Source organism: Rhodopseudomonas sp. (assembly GCF_013377015.1).
In the GTDB taxonomy this organism is placed as follows: Bacteria; Pseudomonadota; Alphaproteobacteria; order Rhizobiales; family Xanthobacteraceae; genus JARJEH01.
Genome location: NZ_JACABA010000006.1, coordinates 185,773 through 212,731, shown reverse-complemented (window position 1 = coordinate 212,731; position 26,959 = coordinate 185,773). Strand labels below are relative to the sequence as shown.

Genomic DNA, 26,959 nt, shown 5'->3' with positions numbered 1-26,959 from the left:
TGAGGCTATGCCGATCGCGCACGACTGTCGGTTCGGCACCCGACTTACCAACGGATTAAGTACCATTTGAATCGGCCGTGTCCGTATCATTCCGGACAAACGACCTTCGATTCTGGCGGCAGCCGCGACAAAGGCGGACTGCCGCAATTACATCGGCCGGTAGGCGAACACGTCCGACGGCACATGGATGCCGAGCTTGATCTGTCCGACCGACCTGACGATATCGTCGCCGAGCAGCTGCGCGAAACAGGCATAGCCCCAGTCATTCATGTGCAGGCCGTCCGCGATGACGAAATTCTCGAACGGAATCGCCTGCTGCTCGTGCCAGTCGCGCATCACCTCGAAGCGCGGGAAGAAACCGACCCGCCGAATCTCAGCGAGCCTGCCGAGCAGTCGCACCATCCGGCCGGCGTTCTCGGCGCGCTCATTGACCCGCGGCGCGTATTGCGGATCGACCAGAACCAGGTCGGCGCCAGCGGCCTGAATCGCGGCGATCCCCTCCTCGACCACATTGATGGTCACCGTCGGATCGAGATTGCGCAGGATTGCATTGGTGCCGACCTGCCAGATCACCAGATCGGGCTTGGCGTCGAGCACCGACGACTTGAGACGCGTGATCATTTCGGGGGCGTCTTCGCCGCCCTTGCCGCTGTTGACCACGGTGATGTCGGCGCCCGGATATTGCCGGCGCAATCGCTCCGCGAGCTGGTTCGGATAGTTGAAGGCCGGCGACGAGCTGCCGTAGCCCTGGGTCGATGAGGAGCCGAACGCCACGATCACCACCGGCGCGCCGGCGACCAGCTTGCCTGCCACATGCGGCAGCGAGCCCATCGATTTATGTCCACCCTTCGGCGGCAGGCACGGCACCCGGCCGAAGATGTCGCCGGCCTGTTTGGCGGCCTCCTTGACCTTGTCGAGCGCTTTGCCGGCGATACCCTTCTGCTGCGACTCGTCGGGCTGGCCGGCGGCTTTACCGAGGGTCGCAATGTCGACCGGCTCCCGGGCCGTTTCCGGCTTCGTCGCCGCCTCGGCGACTTGCGCCTGCGCCGGCGACAAAGGCGCCGAGATCAATAGCGTCGCCGCGACCGCGAACACCGCCGCGACCGCGCAGTTGAACCAACGGTAACCACTCATTAACGCTGAATCCTTAATTCCACCGGATTGATCCGGGCCGCGTCGATCACGAAAGTCGACAGCGCGCGCGCCAGGCAATCATGCACCCGCTTTGCGAGACCTATCCCGGGCGACGTGTTGAACAGGTCGAAATCTCCATTCTCATTCCAATTCCGCATGATCGCAAATCGGTCGAACAGCGGGATGTCATATTGCTGAGCCACCAGGCGCATATTGTCCAGATACGGCCCCGGGGCGATCATCGTCTCGGTGCGTGGACTATATTGCAGATTTAACAAAAGGATGTCGGCCCCCGCCTTCTTCACCGCGGCGACGCCCTCGTCGACCGCCGCGCGAAAATCATCCGGATCGATCGACCGGATCGCGTCGTAGGTTCCGGTCTGCCAGATCACCAACGTCGGCCGCCGCTCCGCGACCAGGGTGGCCAGGCCGGCGACCATCTGTTGCGCCGTCGTCTTCGGCCGCAATTCAGTCGTCACGGTCACCGCGACGGTGGGAAGCTTGTCAGTCAGCAACGTCTGCAGTCGCCCCGGATAGGCGGCGCCCTCGGCCGTGCTGATGCTGGACGACCGGCTGCCAACCACGAGAATATCGAGTTTCCTGGTCACATTGACGGCAAAATTGACCTTCTCGAGCTTGCTGTCGGTGAAAAGCAGATAGGCAGGGACGTCGCAGCTTTGGGTCTGCTCGGCTGAGGCCGGCGCGACCTCCCAACAGACGACAAGCAGCGCCAACCCCAGCGCAGCCATCAGCGCGGCCCTCCAACCGGCCCTCATGCTTCCCCCCCTGCCAGGCCGGCGTCGGGGCCTGTCGCCCGCGTTCCACCGTTGTTGCCCGCGACATTTTTGTACCACGAAAACAACCATGCGGCGGCAGCCATCAGCACAATTCCGGCGACGCTGACCAGGACGTGCGCCACCGCGCCGCCGCCGAGTTCCGCCAGCACGAAATAGCCAACGAAGGCGAGGAAGATGCCGAGGCAGAAGATCTCCAGCGAGTGCTGGCCGCAGCGGATCACCGGCCGCAGCCAAGGCGAGGTCAGGCCGGGCCAGCCCTTGGGCAGAAACCGCACCGTGACCGCCGCCAGCGCCAGGAAATGCGCGAAGCGCAGCACGTCCAGGTTGGGCTTGTCGATCGGATACATCCATTGCTCGATCGGCCCGGGGATCCATGGATGCATCCACGGCACGTACCAGGTCAGGGTGATGTAGAACGCCAGCAGCAGATAGCCGATCGCGATCGCCAGCGTGACCGGCGACGCCAGGATCCGCGACATCCGCTGCGCGCCGCCGAGCGCGCACCAGGCGCCGAACACGAACAGCAATTGCCAAGCGAACGGGTTGAACACCCAGACGCCGCTCGGATAGGCGGTAAGGTGCAGGTCGAACCACCAGGTGGCGATGTAAAGCAGCACCGACAGCACCAGCGTCCAGTCGGGCTTGCGCAGCATCGCCCACAGGATCGGCGGCAGGAAGAACATCAGCACGATGTAGAGCGGCAGCACGTCCATGTTGACCGGACGGAACCGCAACAGCAGCGCCTGCACGATGGTGACGTCCGGCTGCTTGAGGAAATCGAGAATGCCCATTTCCTCCGAATACAGCGGGTTCTGGAAACTGGTGGCAACATAAGAGATTTCTGCCAAAAATATCGTGAACAGAAACACATGCGCGACGTAGATCTGCCAGACCCGCTTCAGAATCCGCGCCGCCGCGACCACGAAGCCCTGTGCCCGCATCGCGCCGCCATAGACGAAGGCCGCGGTATAGCCCGAGATGAAGATGAAGATTTCGGTGGCGTCGCTGAAGCCGTAATTGCGAATCGTGATCCAGGTCAGGATGTTAGGCGGCAGATGGTCGATGAAGATCAGCCACAGCGCCAGGCCGCGGAACAGGTCGAGCCGCAGTTCACGCTTCGAGGCGCCGCCCGACCGCGGAACCGCCTTGGCCTGAGCGACCAGCGCGACCGGCGCGGCGGCTTCAGCGGGCGGCGTTCCGGCAATAGGGTCTGCGACGGACGTCATCGGGCACCGTTGGGCGGCTCAGGCCGCATCGTGGCACAGCAGGAATGAGACGATCTACCCAACAATAGCAAGCGATTTGCTGGTAACCTAGTATGGCCAACGACCCGGCGCCGAAGGCTCGGCTGCGCCAGGCTTCGTCGCCGCGCGGGAACCGCGGTTACAGCCGAACCGAAGCCGATCTGGTTGAACGGGAGTTGCACTGTTTTTCGCTCATGCTGCCGAAATTTCGTTCGCGACCGGCGGCGTCGGCCCGATTAGAACGGAACTATGTTGAAACCGCGGTCGTTGCCGGCGCATCGCTGATCGATTCAGGTCGTCGGTGAAAATTTGGTTCCGGCCGCAGTTTTCGCTATGATGCACAAGAATGCCGAAAGTCGCCCCCATGTATCGCGCCGTGACCCGCCAGATCGAGGTGACCGTCGAGCCGAACTATCTGCCGGAGCGCTCCTCGGCGGAGAACCGGCAGTTTTTCTGGTCCTATACGGTGGTGATCACCAATTCCGGCGAAGAGACCGTGCAACTGCGGACAAGGCATTGGGTAATCACCGACGCCTCGGGCCGCAAACAGGAAGTGCGCGGCGAAGGCGTGGTCGGCGAACAGCCGGTGCTCGCGCCCGGCGAACGCTTCGAATACACCAGCGGCGTGCCCTTACCGACCGCCTCCGGCTTCATGGCCGGCCGCTACCAGATGGTGACCGAAGGCGGCGAGCCGTTCGAGATCGACGTCCCGGCATTTTCGCTGGACAGCCCCGAGGGCAAGCGGACGCTGAATTAGCGGGTGTCGTCCATTTGGCTTATTGGCGTTGATTCAACCAAGCTGTCATTCCGGCGCTCGTAAGCGAAGCTCGAGCGAACCCGCAATGACGAACTCTAGCCGCGCCGCGTGCTACTCCACGCCAGCTTCCTGCGGCGTAAACTCGTACACCGTGCTGCAGAACTCGCAGGTCACCACCACCTTGCCGTCCTTCACCATCTCGGCGCGGTCGTGCGGGGTGAAGCTGTTCAGCATGCCGGACACCGCGTCGCGCGAGCAGGAGCATTGCGCGCGCAGCGGCAGCGCGGAAAACACCCGGACGCCGCTCTCGTGAAACAGCCTGTACAGTAAGCGTTCGCTCGACAGATCCGGATCGATCAGTTCGAGGTCTTCCACCGTGGCGATCAGCGACTGGCCCTCGACCCAGGCGTCGTCTTCGGCGACGACATGCGGCGTAGCGTCCTCCGGCGCGTCGCCGGGATGCAGGTCGGGCTGCCGGGCGCGGTCCGGCGCCTGCGGCAGGAATTGCAGCAGCATGCCGCCGGCGCGCCAGTGATGCTTGGGGCCGTCGCCGCCGCGCCATTCCTCGCCGACCGCGAGCCGCACCTTTGTCGGGATCTGTTCGGAGCGCAGGAAATATTCATGCGCGGCGTCTTCCAGATTGCCGCCTTCCAGCGCCACCAGGCCCTGATAGCGGCTCATGTCCGGACCCTGATCGATCGTCATCGCCAGATGGCCATGGCCGAGCAGCGCGCCGGAATCCAAGCCGGGCGCCAGCCGCTCCTTGTCGAACCGCGCATAGGCGCGGATCCGGTCCGGGGCCTGGAAGTCGACGATCAGGAACGACACCGGACCGTCGGTCTGGGTCTGCAGGATGAAGCGGCCGTCGAATTTCAACGCCGAACCGAGCAACGAGGTCAGCACGATCGCCTCGCCGAGGAGCTTCGCCACCGGCGCCGGATAAGCGTGCTTGTCGAGCAGCTCGTCGAGCGCGGGGCCGAGCCTTGTCAGCCGGCCGCGCAGATCGAGCGAGCCGATTTCGAACGGCAGCACGGTGTCATCGATCGGCACCGGCGACGGCGCACGGATCGGGGGCTCAACGGCGATTTTCGGATCGGGGGATTGTGAGGTCATGGGACTCTATCTGGGGTCGGCGGGCGAAGATCGAAACCCCAGGGATGGTGGAAAACATCGGAGCAATGCGGGCATGCCGTCACCCCGACAGCCCGACCGAAGATTCGGCCAAAAAGTTTAGGCACTGAACCAACCACGTCTTGCCCGGGCTTGTCCCGGGCATGACGCGGAGAGGAATCGGAATTCTCGAATTCGGACCGCGCCATGAGTCCTGAGCGCGCATTGTTCAAACTCTGGAACAGGCGCGCGCCGCGCCTCACCCCACCGCGTCGAGGCACCAGGCCAGGATGCCCTTCTGCGCGTGCAGACGGTTCTCGGCCTCGTCGAACACCACCGATTGCGGGCCGTCGATCACCTCATCGGTGACCTCGTCGCCGCGATGCGCCGGCAGGCAGTGCATGAAGATCGCGTCCTTGTGCGCCAGCGACATCAGCCGAGCGTTGACCTGATACGGCTTCAACAAATTGTGGCGGTGCTCACCGTCCTTGTCGCCCATCGAGAACCAGGTGTCGGTGACGACGCAGTCGGCGCCCTTGACCGCGGCCTCCGGGTCGTTGCCGAGCGCGATCGAGGCGCCGGTCGCCTTGATCCAGTCGCGCATCGCCTTGTTGGGCGCCAGCTGCGGCGGCGTCGCCACCCGCAGATTGAACCCGAACCGCTCCGCGGCGTGCGCCCACGACGCCAGCACGTTGTTGTCGTCGCCGGTCCAGGCCACGGTGCGGCCCTTGATCGGCCCGCGATGTTCCTCGAACGTCATCACGTCGGCCATCACCTGGCAGGGATGCGATTTCCGGGTCAGGCCGTTGATCACCGGCACGGTGGCGTTGGCGGCAAGCTCCAGCAGCGCGTCGTGGTTCAGAATTCGGATCATGATGATGTCGACGAAGCGCGAGAGCACCCGCGCGGTGTCGGCGATGGTCTCGCCGCGCCCGAGCTGCATTTCGGCGCCGGTCAGCATGATCGCCTCGCCGCCGAGCTGGCGCATGCCGACGTCGAACGACACCCGGGTTCGGGTCGAGGGCTTCTCGAAGATCATCGCCAGGGTCTTGTCTTCGAGCGGCTTGTCGGACTTGGCGTGGGCCTTGCGCTGCGCCTTCATGGCGACGGCGGCGTCGAGCATGACGCGCAGTTGCTTGGTCGGCAGCTCGCTGAGATCGAGAAAATGCCGCAGCGAATTGCTCATCTTGCCGCCTCCGGCTGCGCAGCACGGGCCGACAGCGCCACACAGGCGTTCTCCAGCCGCACGACCGCGTCCTCGATTTCGGCTTCGGAGACGATCAGCGGCGGCAGCAACCGCACCACATTGTCGCCGGCGCCGACCGTCAGCAGCTTTTGCGCGCGCAACGCGGCGACCAGATCGGCCGACGGCACCACCGCCTTCAGCCCGATCAACAGGCCCTCGCCGCGGACTTCGCTGAGCACGTCGGGATGCCGGTCGACGACGGACGCGAGCTTCTGCTTCAAGAGCAGCGAGATCCGGTTGACGTGATCGAAGAAGCCCGGCTTCAGCATCACGTCGAGCACCGCATTCGACGCCGCGACCGCGAGCGGATTGCCGCCGAAGGTGGAACCGTGCGAGCCCGGCGCCATGCCAGCGGCCGCCTCCGCGGTGGCGAGGCAGGCGCCGATCGGAAAGCCGCCGCCGAGCGCCTTGGCTAGCGACATGATGTCGGGAGTGACACCTATCCGCTGATAGGCGAATAACTCGCCGGTGCGGCCCATGCCGGTCTGTACCTCGTCGAACACCAGCAGCAGGCCGTGCTGATCGCACAGCTCGCGCAACGCCCGGAAAAACGCATGCGGCGGCGCGCGGACGCCGCCCTCGCCCTGCAGCGGCTCGATCAGGATGCCGGCGGTGTTGGGGCCGATCGCCCTCTTCACCGCATCGAGATCGCCGAGCGGAACCTGGTCGAAGCCATCCAGCGGGGCGCCGTAGCCCTCGAGATATTTCGCCGAACCGGTCGCCGCCAGCGTGCCCAGCGTGCGGCCGTGGAACGCGCCCTCGAAGGTGACGATCCGGGTGCGCTCCGGGTGGCCCTTGGAGAAATGGTAATGCCGCGTCATCTTCAGCGCGCATTCCATCGCCTCGGCGCCCGAATTGGCGAAGAACACGAAGTCGGCGAAGCTCTGCTCGCACAAGCGTGCCGCCAGCCGCTCGCCGTCCGGGCTCTTGAACAGGTTCGACATGTGCCAGAGTTTGGTCGCCTGCTCCTGCAAGGCGGCGACCAGGTGCGGATGGCAGTGGCCGAGCGCATTGACGGCGACGCCGCTGGTGAAATCGAGATAACGTTCGCGATCGGTGCCAATCAGCCAGACGCCCTCGCCGCGCTCGAAGGCGACATCCGCCCTGGCGAATACCGGCAACAAATGGGAAGTGCTTGCGCTCTTGGACATAGCCGATCCGATCGGAGTTTTAGGGTGCCCGACCGACAGTTGCTGTCGCAACAACGGACCAACGTACCCCGGAAACGAAACGTGCCGCCTTTCCAGGCGGCACGTAGCGATATTCTAGGTCCACCAGAGGCACTGTCAACCGATGGTTCGCCCGGAATTTCCCGGCACCGGCACCGCGCGCCGCCCAGCGAAACCAACGCGGGTCCCGCGACACGACCATCTTCAAGGCCGTCCGAGGCTCCGATCGACGCCGCGCGTCATTGCCGTTGGTCGCGAGATGATTTGAACCAAACCCGCTGTTGGTTCGTTGGCGCTGTGTGTTCAACCGACATCGGAGCTCGAAACCTGGGCTGCGGTCCGGGTGGCGAAGGATCGCTACGGGAGCCTCGTAGTAGAAGGTGTGGACGCACCAGGTCGGACTCTTGCGCGAGAGTCACGGCATATTGTAGCCTTTGTCTCGTCGAGTACGACATCTCGTGCGCGGTTGTGATCCACTCGTGTTCTCAGTGTTGCGTAACGCCCTGGCGCGAAGGCCGCGCCCGGCGAGGGCTAAGGGATTCTGCCGTCAGAGATTTTGGCGACATCTACGCTGCGACGCTGCTTTGGACGGCGGGCGCGGCACGAAGGGATAAAGCGATGACGGCATTGACCTGGACCGACGACCGCGTCGAGCAGCTGAAGAAATTGTGGGAAGGCGGCCTGTCGGCGAGTCAAATCGCCGCAGAGCTCGGCAATGTGACGCGCAACGCGGTAATCGGCAAGGTTCACCGGCTCGGCCTGTCCGGCCGCGCCAAGAGCCCATCCTCAGCGGCGCCGCGGCCGCGCAAGGCCCGTCCGGCCCAGCACATGATGCGGGTGTCGCGTCCGGTGTCGCGCGGCAACACCGCGCTGGCGCATGTGTTCGAGGTCGAGGCCGAGCCGGATCCGGTAGCTTACGACAATGTGGTGCCGATGAGCCAGCGGCTGAGCCTGCTGGAACTCAACGAGGCGACCTGCCATTGGCCGATCGGCGATCCGTCCAATCCGGAATTCTTCTTCTGCGGCGGCAAGGCACTGCAGAGCCTGCCCTATTGCGCGCACCACTCACGCATCGCCTATCAGCCGGCCGGCGACCGCCGCCGCCAGATGCCGAAGCCAACGCGCTGAGATAATCAGCGCCTTTCGGGACGCTGGGCGTCCGCGTAACAGTCATGCGTCATCGCCCGGCTTGACCGGGCGACCCAGTATTCCAGAGCGCCGATGGTCAAGAACTAACCGTAAGCGCTCTGGAATACTGGGTCCTCCGCTTTCGCGGAGGATGACCGGTTATGTTGACTAAGCGCCGTGCTCTCGCCCCATTTCGTCGATGCAGCGAAGCCTCAAGACGCAAATGCCCGGGACAAGCCCGGGCATGATGAACGAGAGATAGCGACCGTGAGGATTACTCCGCCTTGGCGAAGCGATCGTCCAGTGCGTAGCCGGCGCCGCGCACGGTGCGGATCGGGTCCTGCTCGCGGCCGGGATTGAGCAGCTTGCGCAGCCGCCCGATATGGACGTCCACGGTGCGCTCGTCGATATAGATGTCGCGGCCCCAGACGCTGTCGAGCAACTGCTCGCGGCTGAACACCCGACCCGGGTGCTCGAGGAAAAACTCCAGCAGGCGATATTCGGTCGGGCCGAGATCGATCGGCCGCCCTGAGCGCGCCACGCGGCGCTTGTCGCGGTCGAGTTCGAGGTCGCCATAGGCCAGGATGCTGGCGAGCCGCTCCGGCGCCGCGCGCCGCAACAACCCCTTCACCCGCGCCAACAGTTCCGGCACCGAGAACGGCTTGACGATGTAGTCGTCGGCGCCGGTGGCCAGCCCGCGCACCCGCTCGCTTTCCTCGCCGCGCGCGGTGAGCATGATGATCGGCAGCTGCTTGGTCTCGGGCCGCGCCCGCAACCGTCGGCACAGCTCAATCCCGGACAGCCCGGGCAGCATCCAGTCCAACACGATCAGGTCGGGAATCCGTTCCTTCAGACGGGTATCGGCGTCGTCGCCGCGCGCTACCGTCTCGACCTCGTAACCCTCGGCGTCGAGATTGTAACGAAGCAGCGTGGTCAGCGCTTCTTCGTCCTCAACCACCAGAATGCGCGCACTCATCGTCGGTCCTCGTCAGTTGCCGGGCGTCGCGCTGGCGAAATTCGTCATGTCGCCCTTCGGACGCTTTTCGAGAAGCTGCTGCCCCTCGATCATGTAAAACACGGTCTCCGCGATGTTGGTCGCGTGGTCACCGATCCGCTCGATGTTCTTGGCGCAGAACATCAGATGGATGCAGAACGAGATGTTGCGCGGATCTTCCATCATGTAGGTCAGGAGCTCGCGGAACAGCGAGGTACAGATCGCGTCGACCTCCTCGTCGCCGTTCCACACCACCATCGCCGCCGGCAGATCGTGTGCCGTATAGGCGTCGAGCACCGATTTGATCTGCGACTGCACCAGGTCGGTCATGTGCTCCAGCCCGCGGATCAGTTTCAGCGGATGGAAATCGCTATCGAGCGCGGTGACGCGCTTGGCGATGTTCTTCGACAGGTCGCCGATCCGCTCCAGATCGGTGGCCACCCGCATCGCGCCGACGATCTCGCGCAGATCGACCGCCATCGGCTGACGCCGCGCGATGGTGAGCACGGCGCGCTCCTCGATGGTGCGCTGCATCTGGTCGATCTCGGCGTCGGCGGCGACCACGCGAGCGCCGAGCGGGATGTCGCGGCGGATCAGGGCGTCGACCGAATCGACGATCTGCCGTTCCGCGAGCCCGCCCATTTCTGCCACCAGCCGGGTGAGTTCCTGTAGATCGCCGTCGAAGGCCTTGGTGGTGTGTTCGAAGCCCATGTTCATTCTCCTCGCGCGTGGCGCGTCAGCCGAACCGGCCGGTGATGTAGTCTTGGGTGCGGCGATCGGTGGGCGAGGTGAAGATCTTGTTGGTCGGACCGAATTCGATCAGCTCGCCGAGATACATGAAGGCGGTGGACTCCGAGACGCGGGCCGCCTGCTGCATATTATGGGTGACGATGGCGATGGTGTAGTCTTCCTTCAACTCATCGATCAGTTCCTCGATCTTCGCGGTCGAGATCGGATCGAGCGCCGAGCACGGTTCGTCGAACAGGATCACCTCGGGCCGCACCGCAATGGTGCGCGCGATGCAGAGCCGCTGCTGCTGACCGCCGGACAGGCTGAGGCCGGAGGCGCTGAGCTTGTCCTTGGCTTCGTTCCACAGCGCGGCGCCGCGCAGCGCCTTCTCGACCCGGCCGTCCATCTCGGATTTCGAGATCTTCTCGTACAGCCGTATGCCGAACGCGATGTTCTCGTAGATGGTCATCGGAAACGGGGTCGGCTTCTGGAACACCATGCCGACCCGCGCCCGCAGCAGGTTGAGGTCGAGCTTGGCGTCGAGGATGTTGTGGCCGTCGAGCATCACCTGGCCCTCGGCGCGCTGTCCCGGATACAGATCGTACATCCGGTTGAAGATCCGCAGCAGCGTCGACTTGCCGCAACCCGACGGCCCGATGAAGGCCGTGACCTTGTTGGTGACGAGGTTGAGATTGATGTGCTTCAGAGCGTGGTTCTGTCCGTAGTAGAAGTTCAGGTCGCGCACGCTGACCTTGGGTGGACCTTCCGGCTGCGCCAACATCGACGGAATCGGCCCGGCCGGAAGTTCGGTCGAAATCGAAATCTCACTCATTTCGGGGTCCTCTCGGCGCCAAGAATGCGTGCGCCAATGTTCAGGGCAAGCACGGTCAGGGTGATGATCAGGGCCCCGCTCCACGCCAGTTGCTTCCAGTAGTCGTAGGGACTTTGCACGAAGTTGTTGATGGTGACCGGGAGATTGGCCATCGTCTTGGAGAGGTCGAGGCTGAAGAACTGGTTGCTCAGCGCGGTGAACAGCAACGGCGCGGTTTCGCCGGCGACCCGCGCGGTGGCCAGCAGCACGCCGGTGATCAGGCCGGCGCGGGCGGCGCGATAGGCGATCCGCTTGATCACCAGCGAGCGCGGCAGCCCCAGCGCCGAGGCCGCCTCGCGCAGCGAACTCGGCACCAGTAGCAGCATGTCCTCGGTGGTACGTACGACCACGGGGATCACGATCACCGCCAGCGCCAGCGCGCCGGCAAAGGCCGAGAAGCCGCCCATTGGCACCACCACCGCGCCGTAGATGAACAGGCCGATGATGATCGACGGTGCGCTGAGCAGGATGTCGTTGATGAAGCGGATCACCGAGGTGAGACGGTCGTACTTGCCGTATTCGGCCAGATAGGTCCCGGCGAACAGTCCGAGCGGTGCGCCGATCCCGACTCCGATCACCGTCATGATGATCGAGCCGACGATGGCGTTGAGCAGTCCGCCCTCGGTCGATCCGGGCGGCGGGGTGTTCTGGGTGAAGATCTGGACGCTGATGCCGGCCAGACCGTTGAAGAACAGCGTGAACAGGATCATGCCCAGCCAGCTGACACCGAACACTGTCGCCGTGAGGCAGAGGCCCTTCACGATCTGATCGTTGCGCCGCCTGGTGACGTAGATCGGATTCGGGGCCGTGATCAGTTTCGGGTTCATGGTCAGTTCCCCGCCTTCTTTTCAAGCCGCATCAGCATCAACCGCGCTGCCGAAAGCACGAGGAAGGTGAGAATGAACAGCAGCAGGCCGAGCAGGATCAGGCCGGATTGATGCAGGCCGTCGCTTTCGGCGAATTCGCTGGCGATCGCCGCCGAGATCGTGGTGCCGGGCGAGAAGATCGACCCGGTGATCCGGAACGCGTTGCCGATGATGAAGGTCACCGCCATGGTCTCGCCGAGCGCGCGCCCGAGCGCCAGCATGATGCCGCCGATCACGCCGACCCGGGTGTAGGGGATCACCACGTTGCTGACCACTTCCCAGGTGGTGCAGCCGATGCCGTAGGCGGCTTCCTTGAGCACCGGCGGAACGGTCTTGAACACGTCGACCGAAATCGCGGTGATGAACGGCAGCACCATGATGGCGAGGATCAGAGCTGCGTTGAACAGGCTGAGATAGGACGGCGGACCGGCGAAGATCGAGCCGAGCACCGGCACGCCGTCGAACACCTTGATCAGGGACGGCTGCAGGTAGTTGGCCATGAACGGCCCGAGCACGAAGAAGCCCCACATGCCGTAGATGATCGAGGGGATGCCGGCGAGCAGCTCGACCGCGAGGCCGATCGGGCGGCGCGCCCATTGCGGACACAACTCGGTGAGGAAGATTGCGATGCCGAGTCCGACCGGGATCGCGATCACCATCGCGATCACCGAGGTGACCAAGGTGCCGTAGATCGGGCCGAGCGCGCCGAGAACCGGTGGGTCGTTGGCCGGCGCCCATCGCTGCGTGAACAGGAACGAAAATCCGAACTCCCGCATCGCAGGCCAGGCGCCCGCGATCAGCGACAGGATGATGCCACCGAGGATCAGCAACACCGAAATCGCGCAGGCGCGGGTGATCCAGTAGAATGCGCTATCACCGAATTTGAAAGCACTCAGGGCCTTGGCGCGATCGTAAGGTCCGGCAGCTTCCATACTGGTACTTTGAACCGCCATATCCGCCACGCCGATCCCCTTTTTACATTATCAGACCACGAAGCACTCGTCGCGCGGCCTGGATGTCCTTGATTGGACCGAATCTAACGATTTCTGATTTCGGGAAGCACGCTTTTCACCAACCACGCCTGTTCTCGAAGCAGTTTTTTCGGGAAGCCCGCCGTTGCAGCAAAACCCGGAATCCGAAATTGCGGTCAGGCCGAAGGATTCCGGGGTCGCTTGTCCGCTTCGTTCGCGATCCGGAACGACGGATCGCGAACGCCTTGAGGTCAGGAAAGCTTAGCTCTTGATGTCAGCCGACCAGGTCTTTTCGATCTGCTTGACCACCGCTTCCGGCATCGGGATGTAGTCGAGCTCCTCGGCCGCCTTGTCGCCCTTCGCAAAAGCCCATTTGAAGAACTTGATGGCCTCGGCGGAGGCCGCCTTGTCGGCCGGCTCCTTGTGCATCAGGATGAAGGTCGCCGCGGTGATCGGCCAGGAGGCTTCGCCGGGCTGGTCGGTCAGGATCAGGTAGTAGCCGGGCGCTTTGGCCCAATCCGCGTTGGCGGCGGCGGCCTGGAACGCGGCGACGGTCGGCTGCACGGTCTTGCCGGCCTTGTTGATCAGGGCAGCGTAAGTCAGCTTGTTCTGCTTGGCATAAGCGTATTCGACATAGCCGATCGAATTCTTGGTCTGGCTGATGTTGCCGGCGACGCCTTCATTGCCCTTGGCGCCAACGCCGGCCGGCCATTCCACCGCGGTGCCGGAGCCGACCTTGGACTTCCAGTCCGCGCTCGCCTTCGACAGATAGTCGGTGAAGTTGAAGGTGGTGCCGGAGCCGTCCGAGCGGCGCACGACGGTGATCGCGTCGGTGGGCAGCTTCAGCTTCGGATTGAGTTTTGCGATCGCCGGATCGTCCCACTTGGTGATCTTGCCGAGATAGACATTGGCAAGGGTTTCGCCGTCGAACACCAGCTCACCCGGCTTGATGCCTTCGAGGTTCACCACGGGCACGATCGCGCCCATCACCATCGGCCACTGCACCAGGCCGTCCTTCTCAAGCTGCTCGGGCTTCAGCGGCGCGTCGGTGGCGCCGAATGTCACGGTCTTGGCCTGGATCTGCTTGATCCCGGCGCCGGAGCCGATCGACTGATAGTTCAGGCCATTGCCGGTCTCTTTCTTGTAGAGGTCGGCCCACTTCGAATAAACCGGGAACGGGAAGGTCGCGCCGGCACCGGTGATATCGGCAGCGAATGCCGACGTCGACGCGGCGACCATGCCGACGGCGACGATTGCCTTGATGAAATTCATGGTGGTCTCCATTCTGTAGGCGAAGCGCTCAACGCGCCCGATTGCGCCTACCCACCCCCCTTTAGGGACGGTCGATTGACCTTTTATGAGGGTTTGATGACAGTCATGTGACTACGTTAACCAATTGATTTGTTAGTTCTTTTCAGCCTGACCCTGGTATTTTGCCGAGGGGAAAACGGCCGTAAAGGTGGCACCCTTTTTGGGTACGCTTTCGATCAGAAGCCGACCGCGATGGCGGCTAACAGTATGTTTGACCAGCGATAATCCTAACCCGGTACCTCCCTGCGCCCGGCTGTCGCCGACGTCGACCCGGTAGAACCGCTCGGTCAATCGCGGCAGATGTTCCGGCGCAATGCCCGGGCCGAAGTCGCGCACCATGGCGCGATATTCGGGCAGTCCCTCGGACGATATCGCCGGCGTCACCGTCACCACCACCCGACCGCCGGAGGCGCCGTATTTCAGCGCGTTCTCGACCAGGTTTTCGAACACCCGCAGCAATTCCTCGCGGTCGCCGGCAATCGTCGCCGGCGCCTCCGGCAGTTCGATCTCGATCGCGACCTGACGTTCCTTGGCCAGCGGCTCCAGCCCGTCCACCACCTGACGGATCAGCGGCGCCAGATCCACCAACAGGTCCGGCCGCACATGCGCCGACAATTCAACCCGGGACAGTGACAACAGATCGTCGATCAGCCGCGCCATTCGCTTGGCCTGCGCCTGCATGATGCCGAGAAAGCGCTCGCGCGCCTTGGCGTCGTCCCTGGCCGGTCCCTGCAGCGTGTCGATGAAGCCGGACAAGGCCGCCAGCGGCGTGCGCAATTCGTGGCTGGCATTGGCGACGAAGTCGGCTCGCATTTCCTCGACCCGGCGCAGCGGGGTCTGGTCGTGGAAGGTCATCAGCATGCATTGGTCGGTACCGCCGAACGCGGTCGGCACCTGCACCGGGGCGATGATCAGCTCCATCCAGCGATCCACCGGAACGTGATCGAGATAGGTGGCGCGCCGCAGCTCGGCGGTCGCGATCGCTTCGCGCAACGCGGTGATGATCTCCGGCGTGCGCAACGCGAACTGCGCCAGTTCATTGGCGCGCAGCGCCGGGGCCATCTGCGCGGCGGCGGCGTTGAGATGGATCACCCGGCCGGCACGATCAAGCAGCACGGCGGGATCCGGCATTCCCCCGACAATGGCGCGCACCACCGGCGCCTCCACCGGATTGGTCCCGAACTTGTCGTCGGGGGAGGTCGCGACGTCGTGCAGCCGCCACGGCACCAGCGCGGCGGCGGCAATGCAGACGAACACCGCAAAGGCCGCGGCCAGCGACAATTCTCCGAACGCGACCAGCCCGGCCAGCGCCAGCCCGGCCGCGAGCAGGATGATCGCAGCGTGGCGCAGCCGGTCCGGCCACGGCGAGAAGATTGAAGCGGAGACGTTTGTTGCCATCGGGACCAACTGTCTCCCTGTGCGGGCGTGCTCGTCGGGCGCCGGGATTGTCATGCTATCCCGGCGATGGGTCTTGGCGGACCGGCTTGGGATCGAGCGCCTCTGCCAGCCTGCGCACCCGTTTCAGCCGCGCGCCGAGGATGATTTCCCGAATCGCCAGAACCGCCACGGAGACGACGAAAGGAACCAGGTAATAGAGGACACGAAACAGCAACATGCCGGCGAGCAGTTCTTCCTTGTCCATCTGCCACAGGCCGACCAGCATCGCGGCGTCGAACACACCGAGCCCGCCGGGGGAATGGCTGGCGAAGCCCAGCAGCGTCGCCGAGACGAAGATCACCGCCACCACCACGAAGCCGAGGTTCGGATCGTCGGGCACCAGTACATACATCGCCAACGCGCAGAAGCCGAGATCGACGATTCCGATCGCGATCTGCAGCAGCGTCAGCGGCCCGCCCGGCAGCACCACCGTCCAGCTGCCGCGGCCGACGCTGCGTGGTTTGATCCAGACCCGGATCACGTAACTGATCAGGCCGACGATGATCGCGATGGCGAGCGTCCGGTTGAGCCAGGGCGGCAGTTGATCGACCGCGGAAGCCGCCTCCGGATGATAGGCGATGCCGAGGCCGAGTACCGCGGCATTGCCGAGCCAGAAGGTCAGGCCGGCAAGAAAGCAGATCTTGGCGACGTCGATCCCGTCCAGCCCCCAGGCCGAATAGATCCGATAGCGCACCGCGCCGCCGGTGAACACGCTGGCGCCGACATTGTGCCCGATCGAATAGCTGGTGAAGGCGGCGAGCGCATTGATCCGGTACGGAATGTCCGGCCGGCCGATCGCGCGTACCGCGAACAGATCGTAGAACGTCAGGGTGAAATAGCCGGCGCAGACGAACAGCGCCGCCAACGCCACCGCGCTCGGTTCAGTCTGCTTGATGGCCTCGACGACCTCGTCGACGTCGATGCCGCGGAGCATATGGACGAGGACGTAGCAGGCGATCGCAATCACCGCGATGCTGAACGCAACACCCAATTTGTGCAGGATTTGCTTCTCGCGCAGAAACGCGACCACCCTGCCTATTGCTTCCAGCATCTAGACCTCGAATGCGCTTCCACCACCTGAGACGCTTAAACGAACATTAAGACAGCAGCTTATCGTGAAACCTCTGGTAGCGCGTTTTCCGGCGCAGTGGAATTCGGTCGATACCGACAAAATGCCCTCCTTTGATCAATCGCGGCTTGGATCGGCGGCAATCTGCACAGATTTGCTGCATTGCGGTCATTGCATTGCGGTGAAGGTCCGGACCCGAAAGCAACAACGGCCGTTTCAGGCGGCAGGCACGTGTCGCGAGATCACCCAATGGCGCAGCCACGATCCCACCGCGCACCCCAATACATAGGCAGCCATCATCAACAGGCCAAGGTCAAGCCAATAGCCTGGCCGCCCCGGAATCAGCCGCGCCAGTGCCACCGCGATCAGGGCGGCGAGCAGTCCGGTCAGCCACAGCGAGGCCCGGTTCGACAGGCCGCTGCCGCGATGAACCACCGCGATCCATCCGACCGCGAAGCCGAGCAGCGCCGCCCCCAGCAGCCAGCCCCAATAGAATGTCGCCAGATCGACCATCGTTACCTCACCAGGAATTCAATGCGGCGGTTCTGCGCCCTGCCTTCGTCGGTGTCGTTGCCGGCGACCGGTCGGGTGCTGCCGAAGCCGACTGGCCGGAAGCGCTCCGGCGGCAGTCCGGCGTGCACCAGATACTCCGACACAGCCTGCGCCCGCTTCTCCGATAGCGTCTGATTGAATGCCGCATCGCCATCACTGTCGGTGTGGCCGCCGATTTCGATCGTGGCGGTCGGACAGCGCATCGCGGTCTCGATCAGCCGATCGAGCAGGCCGGTGGAATCCGGGTCGATGGTGGCACGGCCGGAGTCGAACTGGATTTGGCCTTTGTGGAGCAAATCGGCGAACAGCTGCTGACACACCGTGGGATCGACCGGCGTGGCCGGCGGCTTCACCGATATCTCCGCCTTGATCTGCCAGCCCTGCGGCAGCCCTTTGCTCAACCCGCCGCGGATCTGCCCCGCCGCGGCGTCATACAGCGCATCGCCCGATAGTTTCACCTCGCGGTCAGACACCGTCAGCGTCCCGGTCGACAGCCGCGACAGCGCGCCCAGCGCCGACACCACCGCGTTGGCGAAGCCCTGCGGCGCGCCGACGCTGGCTTTCAGATTGTCGATCACCTTTTCGTTGAAGAATTTGCGCGCCGCGGCGACGGCAAGCGCGGCGTGGACCGTGTTGTCCGGCACATAGCCGGTTAGCGTCAGCGCGCCTGCCACCGGATCCTTGTTCGCCGCGAACACGTAAGGCGGTGCCTTGATCCCGTTGGCGCCGATCCAATAACCCTCCGGCAGGTTCTTCAGCGCCGCGGCGATCGCTTCGCGCCCGCCCAATTCGCGCGCCATCCCCGCCAGCGTGACTTCGCTGTCGCTCAGAGTGATCTTGCCGTCCTTGAGCTTGCCGATCTGATCGATCAGCAGCAGCGCGGCGGCGTCGAACCGCAACGGCGCGCCGCGGGACAGGCTGAGCCGGTCGGCCACCTCGACTCCGCTCACCGCGGCGCGGGCAGCATCGAGCAATCTCGCCTTGCTGGCCGGCAGCGGCGCGCTGCCGCCGAGCGTCACCCTGACGACGTCGCGCTCGATGGTCCATACGAACGGCTTAGCCTCGGGCACCAGGCTGGTTTGATCGTTGACCAGACGAACGCCGGGGACGCTCTCCACCGCAGCCACCGCGCTGCGACGGCCCTCTTCCGAGAAAGCCTCCGCCGCGAAGGTCACGTCGCGCCCGGCGACCGTGATCAGGGTCTTGTCGAGCACGGTATCCTTCAGCGAGGCCTGGGCGCGGGCAGCGAGGTCGGCTTCCAACGGGGGCGTCGTCGTCCAGGCCGCAATCGCCAAAAGAATGGCCAGCGGAACAACACCCGGCCACCATTTGCCGCTCGATCTCAAAAGTCCGCGCATTCCACATCCTGTCAGTCCAGAACCAGAGAGAAATCAAACCGTTGCTGGACTGTCAAACTCAAATGCGGAAATTCGCGAAGCCATCGCTCGGCATAACCGTTTGTTCAGCGGTCGCCGCTAGTCTCGTTAACGAAATTAACCAGTCGGCTCATTGATGAAACAATTTCGCCACAACGTCATTCGCGCTGGGCTGGAAGCACTCTATTTCACCGGTGTGCACCATGTGTTGCGGCCGATTCTCGCCGGCGTTGGCACCATTTTCATGCTGCACAATGTGCGGCCGTCGCGAGACGATGCATTCCAGCCCAATCGCCATCTCGAGGTCACCCCGGATTTCCTGCGCACCACGTTGAACCACCTGCGCAGCCACGAGATCGACGTCATCACCATGGGCGAATTGCACCGGCGGCTGGTCGAGCAGGATTTTTCGCGGCGTTTCGCCTGCATCACCTTGGACGACGGCTATCGCGACAACCGCGATTTCGCGTTGCCGGTGCTGGAGGAATTCGACGCGCCGTTCACCGTCTACGCCGCCAGCGATTTCGCCGAAGGCCGCGGCCGGCTGTGGTGGATCACGCTGGAGCGCCTGATTGCGCAGGCCGACCGCATCGAGGCCGAGATCGGCGCCGCCGCAGTGCGGCTCGACACCGACACGCCGGCGGCCAAGCAGGCGGCGTTCGATACCCTGCATGACCTGCTGCGCGCGCTGCCCGGCGAGCACGATCTGTGCCGCGAAATGACCGCGCTGTGCACCCGCAACCGAATCGACGAAACCGCAATCAGCCGCGAACTCTGCCTGCCCTGGAACGAGCTGCGGCGCTTCGCCGGGCATCGGTTGGCGACGATCGGCGCCCACTCGGTCACCCACTGCCAGCTCGCCAGGCAGAGCGAAGCCGACGCCGCGCAGGAAATGGCGACCAGCCGCGCTCGGATCGAAGCCGAGTTGCAGCGGCCGGTGCTGCATTTCGCCTATCCCTATGGCGACCGCAGCGCGGCCGGGCCGCGCGAATTCGCACTGGCGCGCGCCGCCGGCTTCAAGACCGCGGTGACGACCCGGCCCGGCATGATCTTTCCGGAAATCGCCGAGCATCTCACCGCGCTGCCGCGGGTCTCGCTGAACGGCAATTACCAGAACCGCCGCATCCTGCCGGTGCTGACCTCCGGCGCCGCCACCGCGATGTGGAACGCCTTCCGCCGAGTTGACGCGGCGTAGGCGCTGCCCGCGTCATGGCTTCGGCGATAACCGCGGATCGAAGCACCGTTCCTTGACTCATCCCGCCGGCCGCCTCAAACATCCGGAAAATCAACGGAGGCTGCATGTTCAAGGATCTGTTTTCGCTGCAAGGCCGGGTCGCCTTGGTGACCGGCGGCTCGCGCGGCATCGGCCGCATGATCGCGGCGGGATTTCTCGCCCAAGGCGCCGCGAAGGTCTACATCACCGCACGCAAGGCAGGGCCCTGCGAGGCCACCGCGCAGGAACTCTCCGGCGCCTATTCGGGCGAATGCATCGCGCTGCCGATCGACATTTCCACCATGGCCGGCATCGAGCTGCTCGCCGCTGAGATCATCAAGCGCGAAGCGAGGCTCGACATCCTGGTCAACAATGCCGGCGCCGCCTGGGGCGCGCCGTTCGACGAATTTCCCGAGAGCGGCTGGGACAAGGTGATGAACCTCAACCTGAAGACGCCGTTCTTTCTAACGAAGGCACTGGCCGGCCCGCTGCGCGCCGCAGCGACCGCGGACAAGCCCGGCAAGGTGATCAATATCGCGTCGATCGACGGCATCTTCGTCAATCCGATGGAGACCTATTCGTATGCCGCCAGCAAATCCGGGCTGATCCATCTGACGCGGCGGATGGCGGCGCGGCTGATTCACGATCACATCGTGGTGACGGCGATCGCGCCGGGGCCGTTCAAGTCCGACATGAACAAGGCGGCGCGCGACAATGCCGATGAAGTATCGACCCGGGTGCCCGCGGGCCGGATCGGCACCGACGAGGATATGGCGGGGGCCGCGATCTATCTCGCCTCGCGTGCCGGCGACTACGTGGTCGGCGCCACCCTCGCGGTCGACGGCGGCATCGTCTACGCCAACCCCGGCATCAAGGGCGACGGCTGGGATTGATAGCGCGGCTCGGCCGCGCGCAGCGAGGCGCTGTTCACCTCTCCCCACCGGGGAGAGGTCGGCTGCGAAGCAGCCGGGTGAGGGGGCTTCGATCGCAACGTGAGGTCAGAACCCCTCACCCGGATCGCGCGCTACGCGCGCAATCCGACCTCTCCCTTCGGTAGAGGTGAAGAGCACCCGCGGCGAAAGAGCCCTCACGTCTCGATCTTCACATATTCGAAATCGCCGGGCTTGTTGTCGATGCCGACCTTGGGCGGCGCGATCCAGGGCGCGTAGGCGCCGGGATCGCTAACCGGATTCATCAAGCTCGAAATGAAGTCGCCGTCCTCGAGCGACGGCAGCCATTCGGTCTTCCGCGCGGCCCACGTCGCGTCGTCGATCAGCACGCCGTCGGGCGTGGCGTGGATATCCTTGAACTCGCCGATCTGGCGGTGGAACGCGACATTCGGCAGCGTCAGCTTGAAATCATAGCCGGCGCTCGCGATCACCTTGTTCCAGCGCAGCAGGCCCTTGACGCAGTCCTGGGTGTAGTCGTCGCGCAGCCGCATGTTGAGCGCGGTCAGTGCCGGCTCGTCGACCCGTTTGATCACGCCGTCGACCAGTTTCAGCACCGGATAGGTGTCGTTCTGCAGCCGATGATCATCCTGAATTTGCGTTTCGTGATAGCGGCCCTTGATCCCGGCATTGAAGGCGTTGGCGGCGTTGGTCGAGACCTCCGAGCCGAACAGGTCGAGCGACAGCGTGTAGTGCAGGTTGAGCTTCTTCTGGATCGTCGGCAGGTCGATGACGCCGAGCGCGCGGATCCTGGCGATCTCATTGGGATCGTCGATCCCGGCTTCGCGCATCGCCTCGCAGGTGCGCTGCACCACGCGGCTGATGCCGGTCTCGCCGACGAACATGTGGTGCGCTTCCTCGGTCAGCATGAAGCGGCAGGTGCGCGACAGCGGATCGAAGCCGGACTGCGCCAGCGAGTGCAGCTGCATCTTGCCGTCGCGATCGGTGAAATAGGTAAACATGAAGAACGACAGCCAGTCCGGCGTCGCCTCGTTGAAGGCGCCGAGCATCCGCGGCGCGTCGGCGTCGCCGGAGCGGCGGCGCAACAGACCGTCGGCCTCCTCGCGGCCGTCGCGACCGAAATATTTCTGCAGCAGGTACACCATCGCCCAGAGGTGGCGGCCTTCCTCGACATTGACCTGGAACAGGTTGCGCAAATCGTACAGCGACGGCGCGGTCTTGCCGAGATGGCGCTGCTGCTCGACCGACGCCGGCTCGGTGTCGCCCTGGATCACGATCAGCCGGCGCAGCATCGCGCGATATTCGCCGGGGACTTCCTGCCACGCCGGCTCGCCGAAATGCTGGCCGAACGGAATCGTGCGGTTCTCTTCCTGCGGCGCCAGCAGAATGCCCCAGCGATAGTCCGGCATCTTGACGTAGTCGAACTTGGCCCAGCCGCGCGGATCGACCGAATAGGCGGTGCGCAGATAGACCAGCGACTGCTGGAAACCCTCCGGCCCCATGTCGTTCCACCAGTCGATATAGCCGGGATGCCAGCCCTCCAACGCCTTCAGCACCTGGCGGTCCTCGCCGAGATTCACATTGTTGGGAATCTTGGTCGAGTAATCGACGTTCATGATGTTCATGGCGTGCTCCCGGTTGGTCGTCATTGCGAGCGAAGCGAAGCAATCCAGGGCTCCGAGCATTGCATTCCTGGATTGCTTCGTCGCTTCGCTCCTCGCAATGACGAATTCGTGCGACTGTTAGTAAGAACGTCCGCGGCTCACACCCGCGTCATGTCGAATTGCGCCTTCTGGCCGGTGCCGTAGCGCTTCAGCGCGCCGGCCTCGCCGACCGCGTTGGGGCGCTGGAAGATCCAGTTCTGCCAAGCGGTGAGCCGCGAGAAGATTTTCGATTCCATGGTCTCCGGCCCGGCGAAGCGCAGATTGGCTTCCATGCCGGTGAGGCTGTCGGGCGAAAACGAGGCGCGCTCCTCGAGGAACACCCTCACCTCGTCGTCCCAGTCGATGTCGTCGAGCGCGAAGGTGACGAGCCCGAGCGCCTCGGCCTCCTCGGCGTCGAGCGCCGTCCCGATCTTCTGCTGCGCGCGCGTTACGTCCTCGGGGTCGGCCTGGAATCGCGATTGCAGCCGGGTCAGGCCGTGGCTCATCGGATAGGGACCGAAATTCATCGCAGAGAGATGAATCGCCGGCGGCGCGCGGTTGTCGCCCTGGCGCGAGCCGATCAGCATGTAGGAGCGGTCGGCGGCGAACACCAGTTCGGCCAGCGTGCCGGCGAAGCACGAGCCGGGCTCCACCAGTGTCACCAGCGTGCGCGAGGTGACGTCGATCCGCTTCAGCACGCGCTTCCAGTAATGCCGGATCTCGTTGACCAGCCAATGCGCCTTGTTGGTTTCGAGGAAGGCGTCATAGGCCAGCACCTGCGAGGCGTCGCCATGCGACTTGAACACCAGCATCGCGGTTTCGAGTTCGTTGATGCGCAGATGCAGGATGGCGTCGTCGAGTTCGCGCGCCACCTGCAGCGGCCAGAACGCCGCGCCCTGCGCGATCATGCCGTCGATGTCGGCGGGCGGCGCGGCATCCGGCGCCGCAATCGAAATCGAAATCGTCGCGATGCGGGCAGGGCGATCGATATCGACGCTGACGCAGCCATAGCGGATGCTGCCGCCTTCGATGAACCTGCGCGTCAGCGGCGTCAGCGCGACGCCCTTGCCCGACCCGTTGCGCTTCGACGCGGCAGCGAATTGTTGCGCGCGCTCGGCGACCGTGGCTTCGAGCTTGCTGTTCGGCACGATCTCGTCGACCAGCCGCCACTGCACCGCGCGCTTGCCCTTGATGCCTTCCTCGATGGTGCAGAAGAAGTCGGCGTGGTCGCGCCGCACCTTGCGCTTGTCGACGACGCGCGTCAGCCCGCCTGTGCCGGGCAGCACCGCCAGCAGCGGCACTTCGGGCAGCGACACCGAGGCGGAGCCGTCGTCGGCCATGATGATGTGATCGGTGGCCAGCGCCAGCTCATAGCCGCCGCCAGCCGCGGTGCCGTTGACCACGGTGATGAAGCGCTGACCGGAATGCTCGGAGGAATCCTCGAAGCCGTTGCGGGTCTCGTTGGTGAATTTGCAGAAGTTGACCTTGTGTGCGTGGGTGGCGCCGGCCAGCATCCGGATATTGGCGCCGGCGCAGAACACCCGGTTCTTGCCGGAGCGCAGCAGCACCACCTTGACCTCGGGATGCTCGAAGCGCAGCCGCTGCACCGCATCCGCAAGCTCGATATCGACGCCGAGGTCGTAGGAATTCAGCTTGAGCTGATAGCCCTCGAACAACCCGCCGTTTTCATCGACATCCATGGTCAGCGTCGCGACCGCGCCGTCGACCGCAAGCCGCCAGTGCCGGTAGCGCGACGGATCGGTTTGGAAGTCGATCCATTTGGCGCCGTTCGCGAGAACGCGGTCCTCACCGGCCATCTGCCATCCCTCAGTTTGTTGCTTGATATGAATAATAATGCATGTTTCGGCGCAGGTCCAGCGCAATTCGCGGCCAATCATGCATTTTGCTTCATGAACCCGTGAGAGGAGCCACGGAATTTCCCGCCGTTGCGGCCTCCTCCGTCAGGATGCGCTTGGCGAACTCCGCGATGGTGCCCAGCGTCACCTCGGCGGCCTCGCGATGCGGCGAATGGCCGATGCCGGGGATGATGGTGACCTCGACCGGGCAATAGCATTCGTCCTGCGCGATCTCGATCTGGCGCAACGTGCCGTACTGATCGTCGGCACCCTGCAGGATTGCGATCGGCACCCGGATGTAGGCCAGACGGTCGGAAATATCCCAGGCACGGAAGGCCGGATCGAGCCAGGCGTTGCTCCAGCCGAGGAATGTATTGTCGACGTCCCGGTGCCAGCGCGCCAGCTTGGCCCGCAGGTTGGCCGCGTAGTCGGCCGTGGTCCGGGCGATCGCCGCCAGCCCCATGTCCTCAACGACGAAATGCGGCGCCATCATCGCCACCCCGAAAATTCGATGATCCTGAACTCCGCCGGCATAGATCGCCGCGATCGAGGCGCCGTCGGAATGGCCAACCAGCAGTCCGCGGCGAAAGCCGATCGCCTCGAGCACGCGCGGCAGCACCTCGAGCGCCTCGACATGCATGTAGTCGAGCGGCCGCGGCAGCGACACCGGGGTTGAGGCGCCATAACCGGCGCGCGAATAGGCGAACACGCCGCAGCCGGTGGCGGCGGCGAGTCGATCGGGAAAATCGCCCCACAGTTTCGCCGAACCCAGCCCCTCATGCAGCAACACCAAGGTCGGCGCGGCGTCGGGCGTGGGACCGATCATGCGGTATTCGAGCTCGGAGTCGCCGATGGACAGAAAGCCGGCGGGAGCGAGGGTCATCATGATCACTCACTTCAAAGATCGCGGACAAACTCTCATTCGTCATGCCAGGGCTTCACCCGGCCATGACGATTAGTTGTGGGCGCCCTCGCGCAGCTTGAAGCGCTGGATTTTTCCGGTCGCAGTTTTCGGCAATTGATCGACCACCTCGATCCAGCGCGGATATTTCCAGGCGCCGACCTTGTGCTTGACGTGCTCCTTCAGCGCCTCGAACAGGCCCTCGGTATCCGTGCCTTCGCGCAACACCACGAAGGCGCGCGGCTTCAGCAGCCCTTCGGCGTCGGCGTCGGGCACCACCGCGGCTTCCAGCACCGCCGGATGGGTGATCAGCGCGCTCTCGACCTCGAACGGCGACACCCAGATGCCGGAGACCTTGAACATGTCGTCGGCGCGGCCGCAGAAGGTGTAGCGGCCCTCGGCGTCGCGAACATATTTGTCGCCGGTGCGGGTCCAGTGGCCCTCGAAGGTCCGGCGGCTCTTGCTGCGCTGGTTCCAGTAGCCCTCCCCGGCCGACGGCGCATCGACCAGCAATTCGCCGACCTCGCCCTCGGCAACCTCGGCGCCGGCCTCGTTGACCAGCCGCACCTGATAGCCCGGCACCGGGCGGCCGGAGCTGCCATATTTGATGTCGCCGGGCGCGTTCGACAGGAAGATGTGCAGCAGTTCGGTGGAGCCGACGCCGTCGAGAATGTCGACGCCGAACCGCGCCTTCCAGGCCAGCCCGACCGATTCCGGCAGCGCCTCGCCGGCGGAGGTGCAGATCCGCAGCCGCGTGCCAGCCGTGGCGTCCTTGCACGCCGGATCGTTCAGCATCGCGGAGAACAGCGTCGGCACGCCGTAGAAGATCGTCGGATTGTATTGCTGCAACAACCTGAACATTACCGCCGGCGTCGGCCGCTCCGGATTCAGCACGGTGGTGGCGCCGACCGACATCGGGAAAGTCAGCGCGTTGCCGAGCCCGTAGGCGAAGAACAACTTGGCCGCCGAGAGACAGACGTCGTTCTCGCGAATTCCCAGCACCTGCTTGGCGTAGGTGTCGGCGGTCGCCGCAAGGCTGCCGTGCAGATGCCGCACGCCCTTCGGCATCCCGGTCGAACCCGAGGAATACAGCCAGAACGCCGGCTCCTCGGCATGGGTCGCGACGGTCTCGAACGCCTCGCTCTCGCGCGCGATCTCGTCGGCGAATGTCTTGTGGCCGTGGCCGTCGCCGCCCACCACCACGACGTGTTCGAGATCGGGCAATCGGCCGACCACGTCCTGCACCACCGGCAGCAGCGCCGCGGAGACGAAAAGCACCCCCGCCCGGCAATCGGCCAGCACATAGGCGTATTGCTCCGAGGTCAGCAGCGTGTTCAGCGGCACCGGCACGATGCCGGCGCGGATCGCGCCGAGAAACACCACCGGAAACTCGACGGTGTCGAGCATGATCATCGCCACCCGCTCCTCGCGGCGGACGCCGAGCCGGCACAGCAGATTGGCGAGCCGCCGGCTCTGCGTCTGCAGCGCGCCAAAGCTCAATTCGGCAACAGGATCGGTGAAGGCCAGCTTGGACCCGCGGCCCTCGGCGACGTTGCGGTCGAGCAGCCAGCTCACCGCGTTGTAGGAGCCGGACCCACTCATGCCGTGCATCGCGCGGACTTCTTGATTGCCACGGTCACTCCTCCCGACGTATTTTGAATTATAGTGCATAGGAAG

At 64.5% G+C, this 26,959-nt stretch carries 25 protein-coding genes; 5 read left to right on the top strand and 20 right to left on the bottom strand.

Features of this window, described 5'->3' with window-relative positions; translation table 11 throughout:
• Window positions 1-147: 147 nt before the first annotated feature.
• The 3 genes from HXX15_RS21025 to HXX15_RS21015 are packed head-to-tail and all read right to left on the bottom strand — an operon-like array spanning window position 148 to window position 3,157.
• A complete protein-coding gene (locus HXX15_RS21025) occupies window positions 148-1,134 on the bottom strand; it encodes an SGNH/GDSL hydrolase family protein (protein WP_296518577.1) in 987 nt (328 codons plus the stop codon).
• Window positions 1,134-1,910 (bottom strand): GDSL-type esterase/lipase family protein, encoded by a 777-nt coding sequence (locus HXX15_RS21020; RefSeq protein WP_296518680.1) that lies wholly within the window; start codon window positions 1,908-1,910, stop codon window positions 1,134-1,136. Before HXX15_RS21020 ends, HXX15_RS21025 begins: the two co-directional genes overlap by 1 nt.
• A complete protein-coding gene (locus tag HXX15_RS21015) occupies window positions 1,907-3,157 on the bottom strand; it encodes an OpgC domain-containing protein (protein ID WP_296518575.1) in 1,251 nt (416 codons plus the stop codon). Before HXX15_RS21015 ends, HXX15_RS21020 begins: the two co-directional genes overlap by 4 nt.
• Window positions 3,158-3,249: 92 nt before the next feature.
• Between HXX15_RS21015 and HXX15_RS21010 the strand changes: the two genes are divergently transcribed.
• Window positions 3,250-3,480: a hypothetical protein gene (locus HXX15_RS21010; RefSeq protein WP_296518573.1), complete on the top strand. Its 231-nt coding sequence runs from the start codon at window positions 3,250-3,252 to the stop codon at window positions 3,478-3,480.
• Window positions 3,481-3,539: 59 nt separating this feature from the next.
• Window positions 3,540-3,932: a Co2+/Mg2+ efflux protein ApaG gene (apaG, locus tag HXX15_RS21005; RefSeq protein WP_296518678.1), complete on the top strand. Its 393-nt coding sequence runs from the start codon at window positions 3,540-3,542 to the stop codon at window positions 3,930-3,932.
• Between the two features lie 111 nt (window positions 3,933-4,043).
• On the opposite strand, the gene HXX15_RS21000 is transcribed toward apaG, so the two are convergent.
• From HXX15_RS21000 to HXX15_RS20990, 3 genes are all read right to left on the bottom strand, one after another.
• The gene (locus HXX15_RS21000) at window positions 4,044-5,045 is read right to left on the bottom strand and encodes an Hsp33 family molecular chaperone (protein WP_296518571.1); all 1,002 of its coding nucleotides are present in this window, start codon (window positions 5,043-5,045) and stop codon (window positions 4,044-4,046) included.
• 256 nt (window positions 5,046-5,301) lie between these two features.
• The gene (argF, locus tag HXX15_RS20995) at window positions 5,302-6,228 is read right to left on the bottom strand and encodes an ornithine carbamoyltransferase (protein ID WP_296518569.1); all 927 of its coding nucleotides are present in this window, start codon (window positions 6,226-6,228) and stop codon (window positions 5,302-5,304) included.
• Window positions 6,225-7,439: an aspartate aminotransferase family protein gene (locus HXX15_RS20990; protein ID WP_296518567.1), complete on the bottom strand. Its 1,215-nt coding sequence runs from the start codon at window positions 7,437-7,439 to the stop codon at window positions 6,225-6,227. Before HXX15_RS20990 ends, argF begins: the two co-directional genes overlap by 4 nt.
• A gap of 636 nt (window positions 7,440-8,075) precedes the next feature.
• Here HXX15_RS20990 and HXX15_RS20985 point away from each other — a divergent pair.
• Window positions 8,076-8,585, top strand: coding sequence for a GcrA family cell cycle regulator (locus HXX15_RS20985; protein WP_296518565.1), 510 nt, complete (start codon window positions 8,076-8,078; stop codon window positions 8,583-8,585).
• A gap of 274 nt (window positions 8,586-8,859) precedes the next feature.
• On the opposite strand, the gene phoB is transcribed toward HXX15_RS20985, so the two are convergent.
• The 10 genes from phoB to HXX15_RS20935 form a co-directional block, all read right to left on the bottom strand.
• Window positions 8,860-9,561, bottom strand: coding sequence for a phosphate regulon transcriptional regulator PhoB (gene phoB / locus HXX15_RS20980; RefSeq protein WP_296518562.1), 702 nt, complete (start codon window positions 9,559-9,561; stop codon window positions 8,860-8,862).
• 12 nt (window positions 9,562-9,573) lie between these two features.
• Window positions 9,574-10,290 (bottom strand): phosphate signaling complex protein PhoU, encoded by a 717-nt coding sequence (gene phoU, locus HXX15_RS20975; protein WP_296518560.1) that lies wholly within the window; start codon window positions 10,288-10,290, stop codon window positions 9,574-9,576.
• A gap of 25 nt (window positions 10,291-10,315) precedes the next feature.
• A complete protein-coding gene (gene pstB, locus HXX15_RS20970) occupies window positions 10,316-11,140 on the bottom strand; it encodes a phosphate ABC transporter ATP-binding protein PstB (RefSeq protein ID WP_296518558.1) in 825 nt (274 codons plus the stop codon).
• Window positions 11,137-12,006: a phosphate ABC transporter permease PstA gene (gene pstA, locus HXX15_RS20965; RefSeq protein ID WP_296518556.1), complete on the bottom strand. Its 870-nt coding sequence runs from the start codon at window positions 12,004-12,006 to the stop codon at window positions 11,137-11,139. Before pstA ends, pstB begins: the two co-directional genes overlap by 4 nt.
• A 2-nt stretch (window positions 12,007-12,008) precedes the next feature.
• On the bottom strand, window positions 12,009-13,007 hold the full coding sequence (pstC, locus tag HXX15_RS20960) for a phosphate ABC transporter permease subunit PstC (protein WP_296518555.1): 999 nt from the start codon (window positions 13,005-13,007) through the stop codon (window positions 12,009-12,011).
• Between the two features lie 270 nt (window positions 13,008-13,277).
• Complete coding sequence (pstS, locus tag HXX15_RS20955; protein ID WP_296518552.1) at window positions 13,278-14,288, bottom strand: phosphate ABC transporter substrate-binding protein PstS; 1,011 nt, start codon at window positions 14,286-14,288, stop codon at window positions 13,278-13,280.
• Window positions 14,289-14,420: 132 nt separating this feature from the next.
• Window positions 14,421-15,725: an ATP-binding protein gene (locus tag HXX15_RS20950; protein WP_296518551.1), complete on the bottom strand. Its 1,305-nt coding sequence runs from the start codon at window positions 15,723-15,725 to the stop codon at window positions 14,421-14,423.
• 55 nt (window positions 15,726-15,780) lie between these two features.
• Window positions 15,781-16,815 carry a lysylphosphatidylglycerol synthase domain-containing protein gene (locus tag HXX15_RS20945; RefSeq protein WP_296518549.1) on the bottom strand — a complete coding sequence of 345 codons (1,035 nt, stop codon included), beginning with the start codon at window positions 16,813-16,815 and terminating at the stop codon, window positions 15,781-15,783.
• A gap of 234 nt (window positions 16,816-17,049) precedes the next feature.
• Window positions 17,050-17,346, bottom strand: a complete 297-nt coding sequence (locus HXX15_RS20940) for a hypothetical protein (RefSeq protein ID WP_296518548.1) — start codon at window positions 17,344-17,346, stop codon at window positions 17,050-17,052.
• A 2-nt stretch (window positions 17,347-17,348) separates the two neighbouring features.
• Complete coding sequence (locus HXX15_RS20935; protein WP_296518546.1) at window positions 17,349-18,743, bottom strand: OmpA family protein; 1,395 nt, start codon at window positions 18,741-18,743, stop codon at window positions 17,349-17,351.
• A gap of 154 nt (window positions 18,744-18,897) precedes the next feature.
• Between HXX15_RS20935 and HXX15_RS20930 the strand changes: the two genes are divergently transcribed.
• Together HXX15_RS20930 and HXX15_RS20925 are read left to right on the top strand one after the other, a co-directional pair.
• Window positions 18,898-19,956, top strand: coding sequence for a polysaccharide deacetylase family protein (locus tag HXX15_RS20930; RefSeq protein ID WP_296518545.1), 1,059 nt, complete (start codon window positions 18,898-18,900; stop codon window positions 19,954-19,956).
• A 104-nt stretch (window positions 19,957-20,060) separates the two neighbouring features.
• On the top strand, window positions 20,061-20,867 hold the full coding sequence (locus HXX15_RS20925; protein ID WP_296518543.1) for an SDR family NAD(P)-dependent oxidoreductase: 807 nt from the start codon (window positions 20,061-20,063) through the stop codon (window positions 20,865-20,867).
• Window positions 20,868-21,061: 194 nt separating this feature from the next.
• On the opposite strand, the gene boxB is transcribed toward HXX15_RS20925, so the two are convergent.
• From boxB to HXX15_RS20905, 4 genes are all read right to left on the bottom strand, one after another.
• Window positions 21,062-22,498 carry a benzoyl-CoA 2,3-epoxidase subunit BoxB gene (gene boxB / locus HXX15_RS20920; RefSeq protein WP_296518676.1) on the bottom strand — a complete coding sequence of 479 codons (1,437 nt, stop codon included), beginning with the start codon at window positions 22,496-22,498 and terminating at the stop codon, window positions 21,062-21,064.
• A 146-nt stretch (window positions 22,499-22,644) separates the two neighbouring features.
• Window positions 22,645-24,342: a 2,3-epoxybenzoyl-CoA dihydrolase gene (gene boxC / locus HXX15_RS20915; RefSeq protein ID WP_296518541.1), complete on the bottom strand. Its 1,698-nt coding sequence runs from the start codon at window positions 24,340-24,342 to the stop codon at window positions 22,645-22,647.
• Between the two features lie 91 nt (window positions 24,343-24,433).
• The gene (locus tag HXX15_RS20910) at window positions 24,434-25,267 is read right to left on the bottom strand and encodes an alpha/beta hydrolase (RefSeq protein ID WP_296518539.1); all 834 of its coding nucleotides are present in this window, start codon (window positions 25,265-25,267) and stop codon (window positions 24,434-24,436) included.
• A gap of 69 nt (window positions 25,268-25,336) precedes the next feature.
• Window positions 25,337-26,893 (bottom strand): benzoate-CoA ligase family protein, encoded by a 1,557-nt coding sequence (locus HXX15_RS20905; RefSeq protein WP_296518674.1) that lies wholly within the window; start codon window positions 26,891-26,893, stop codon window positions 25,337-25,339.
• Window positions 26,894-26,959: the final 66 nt, after the last annotated feature.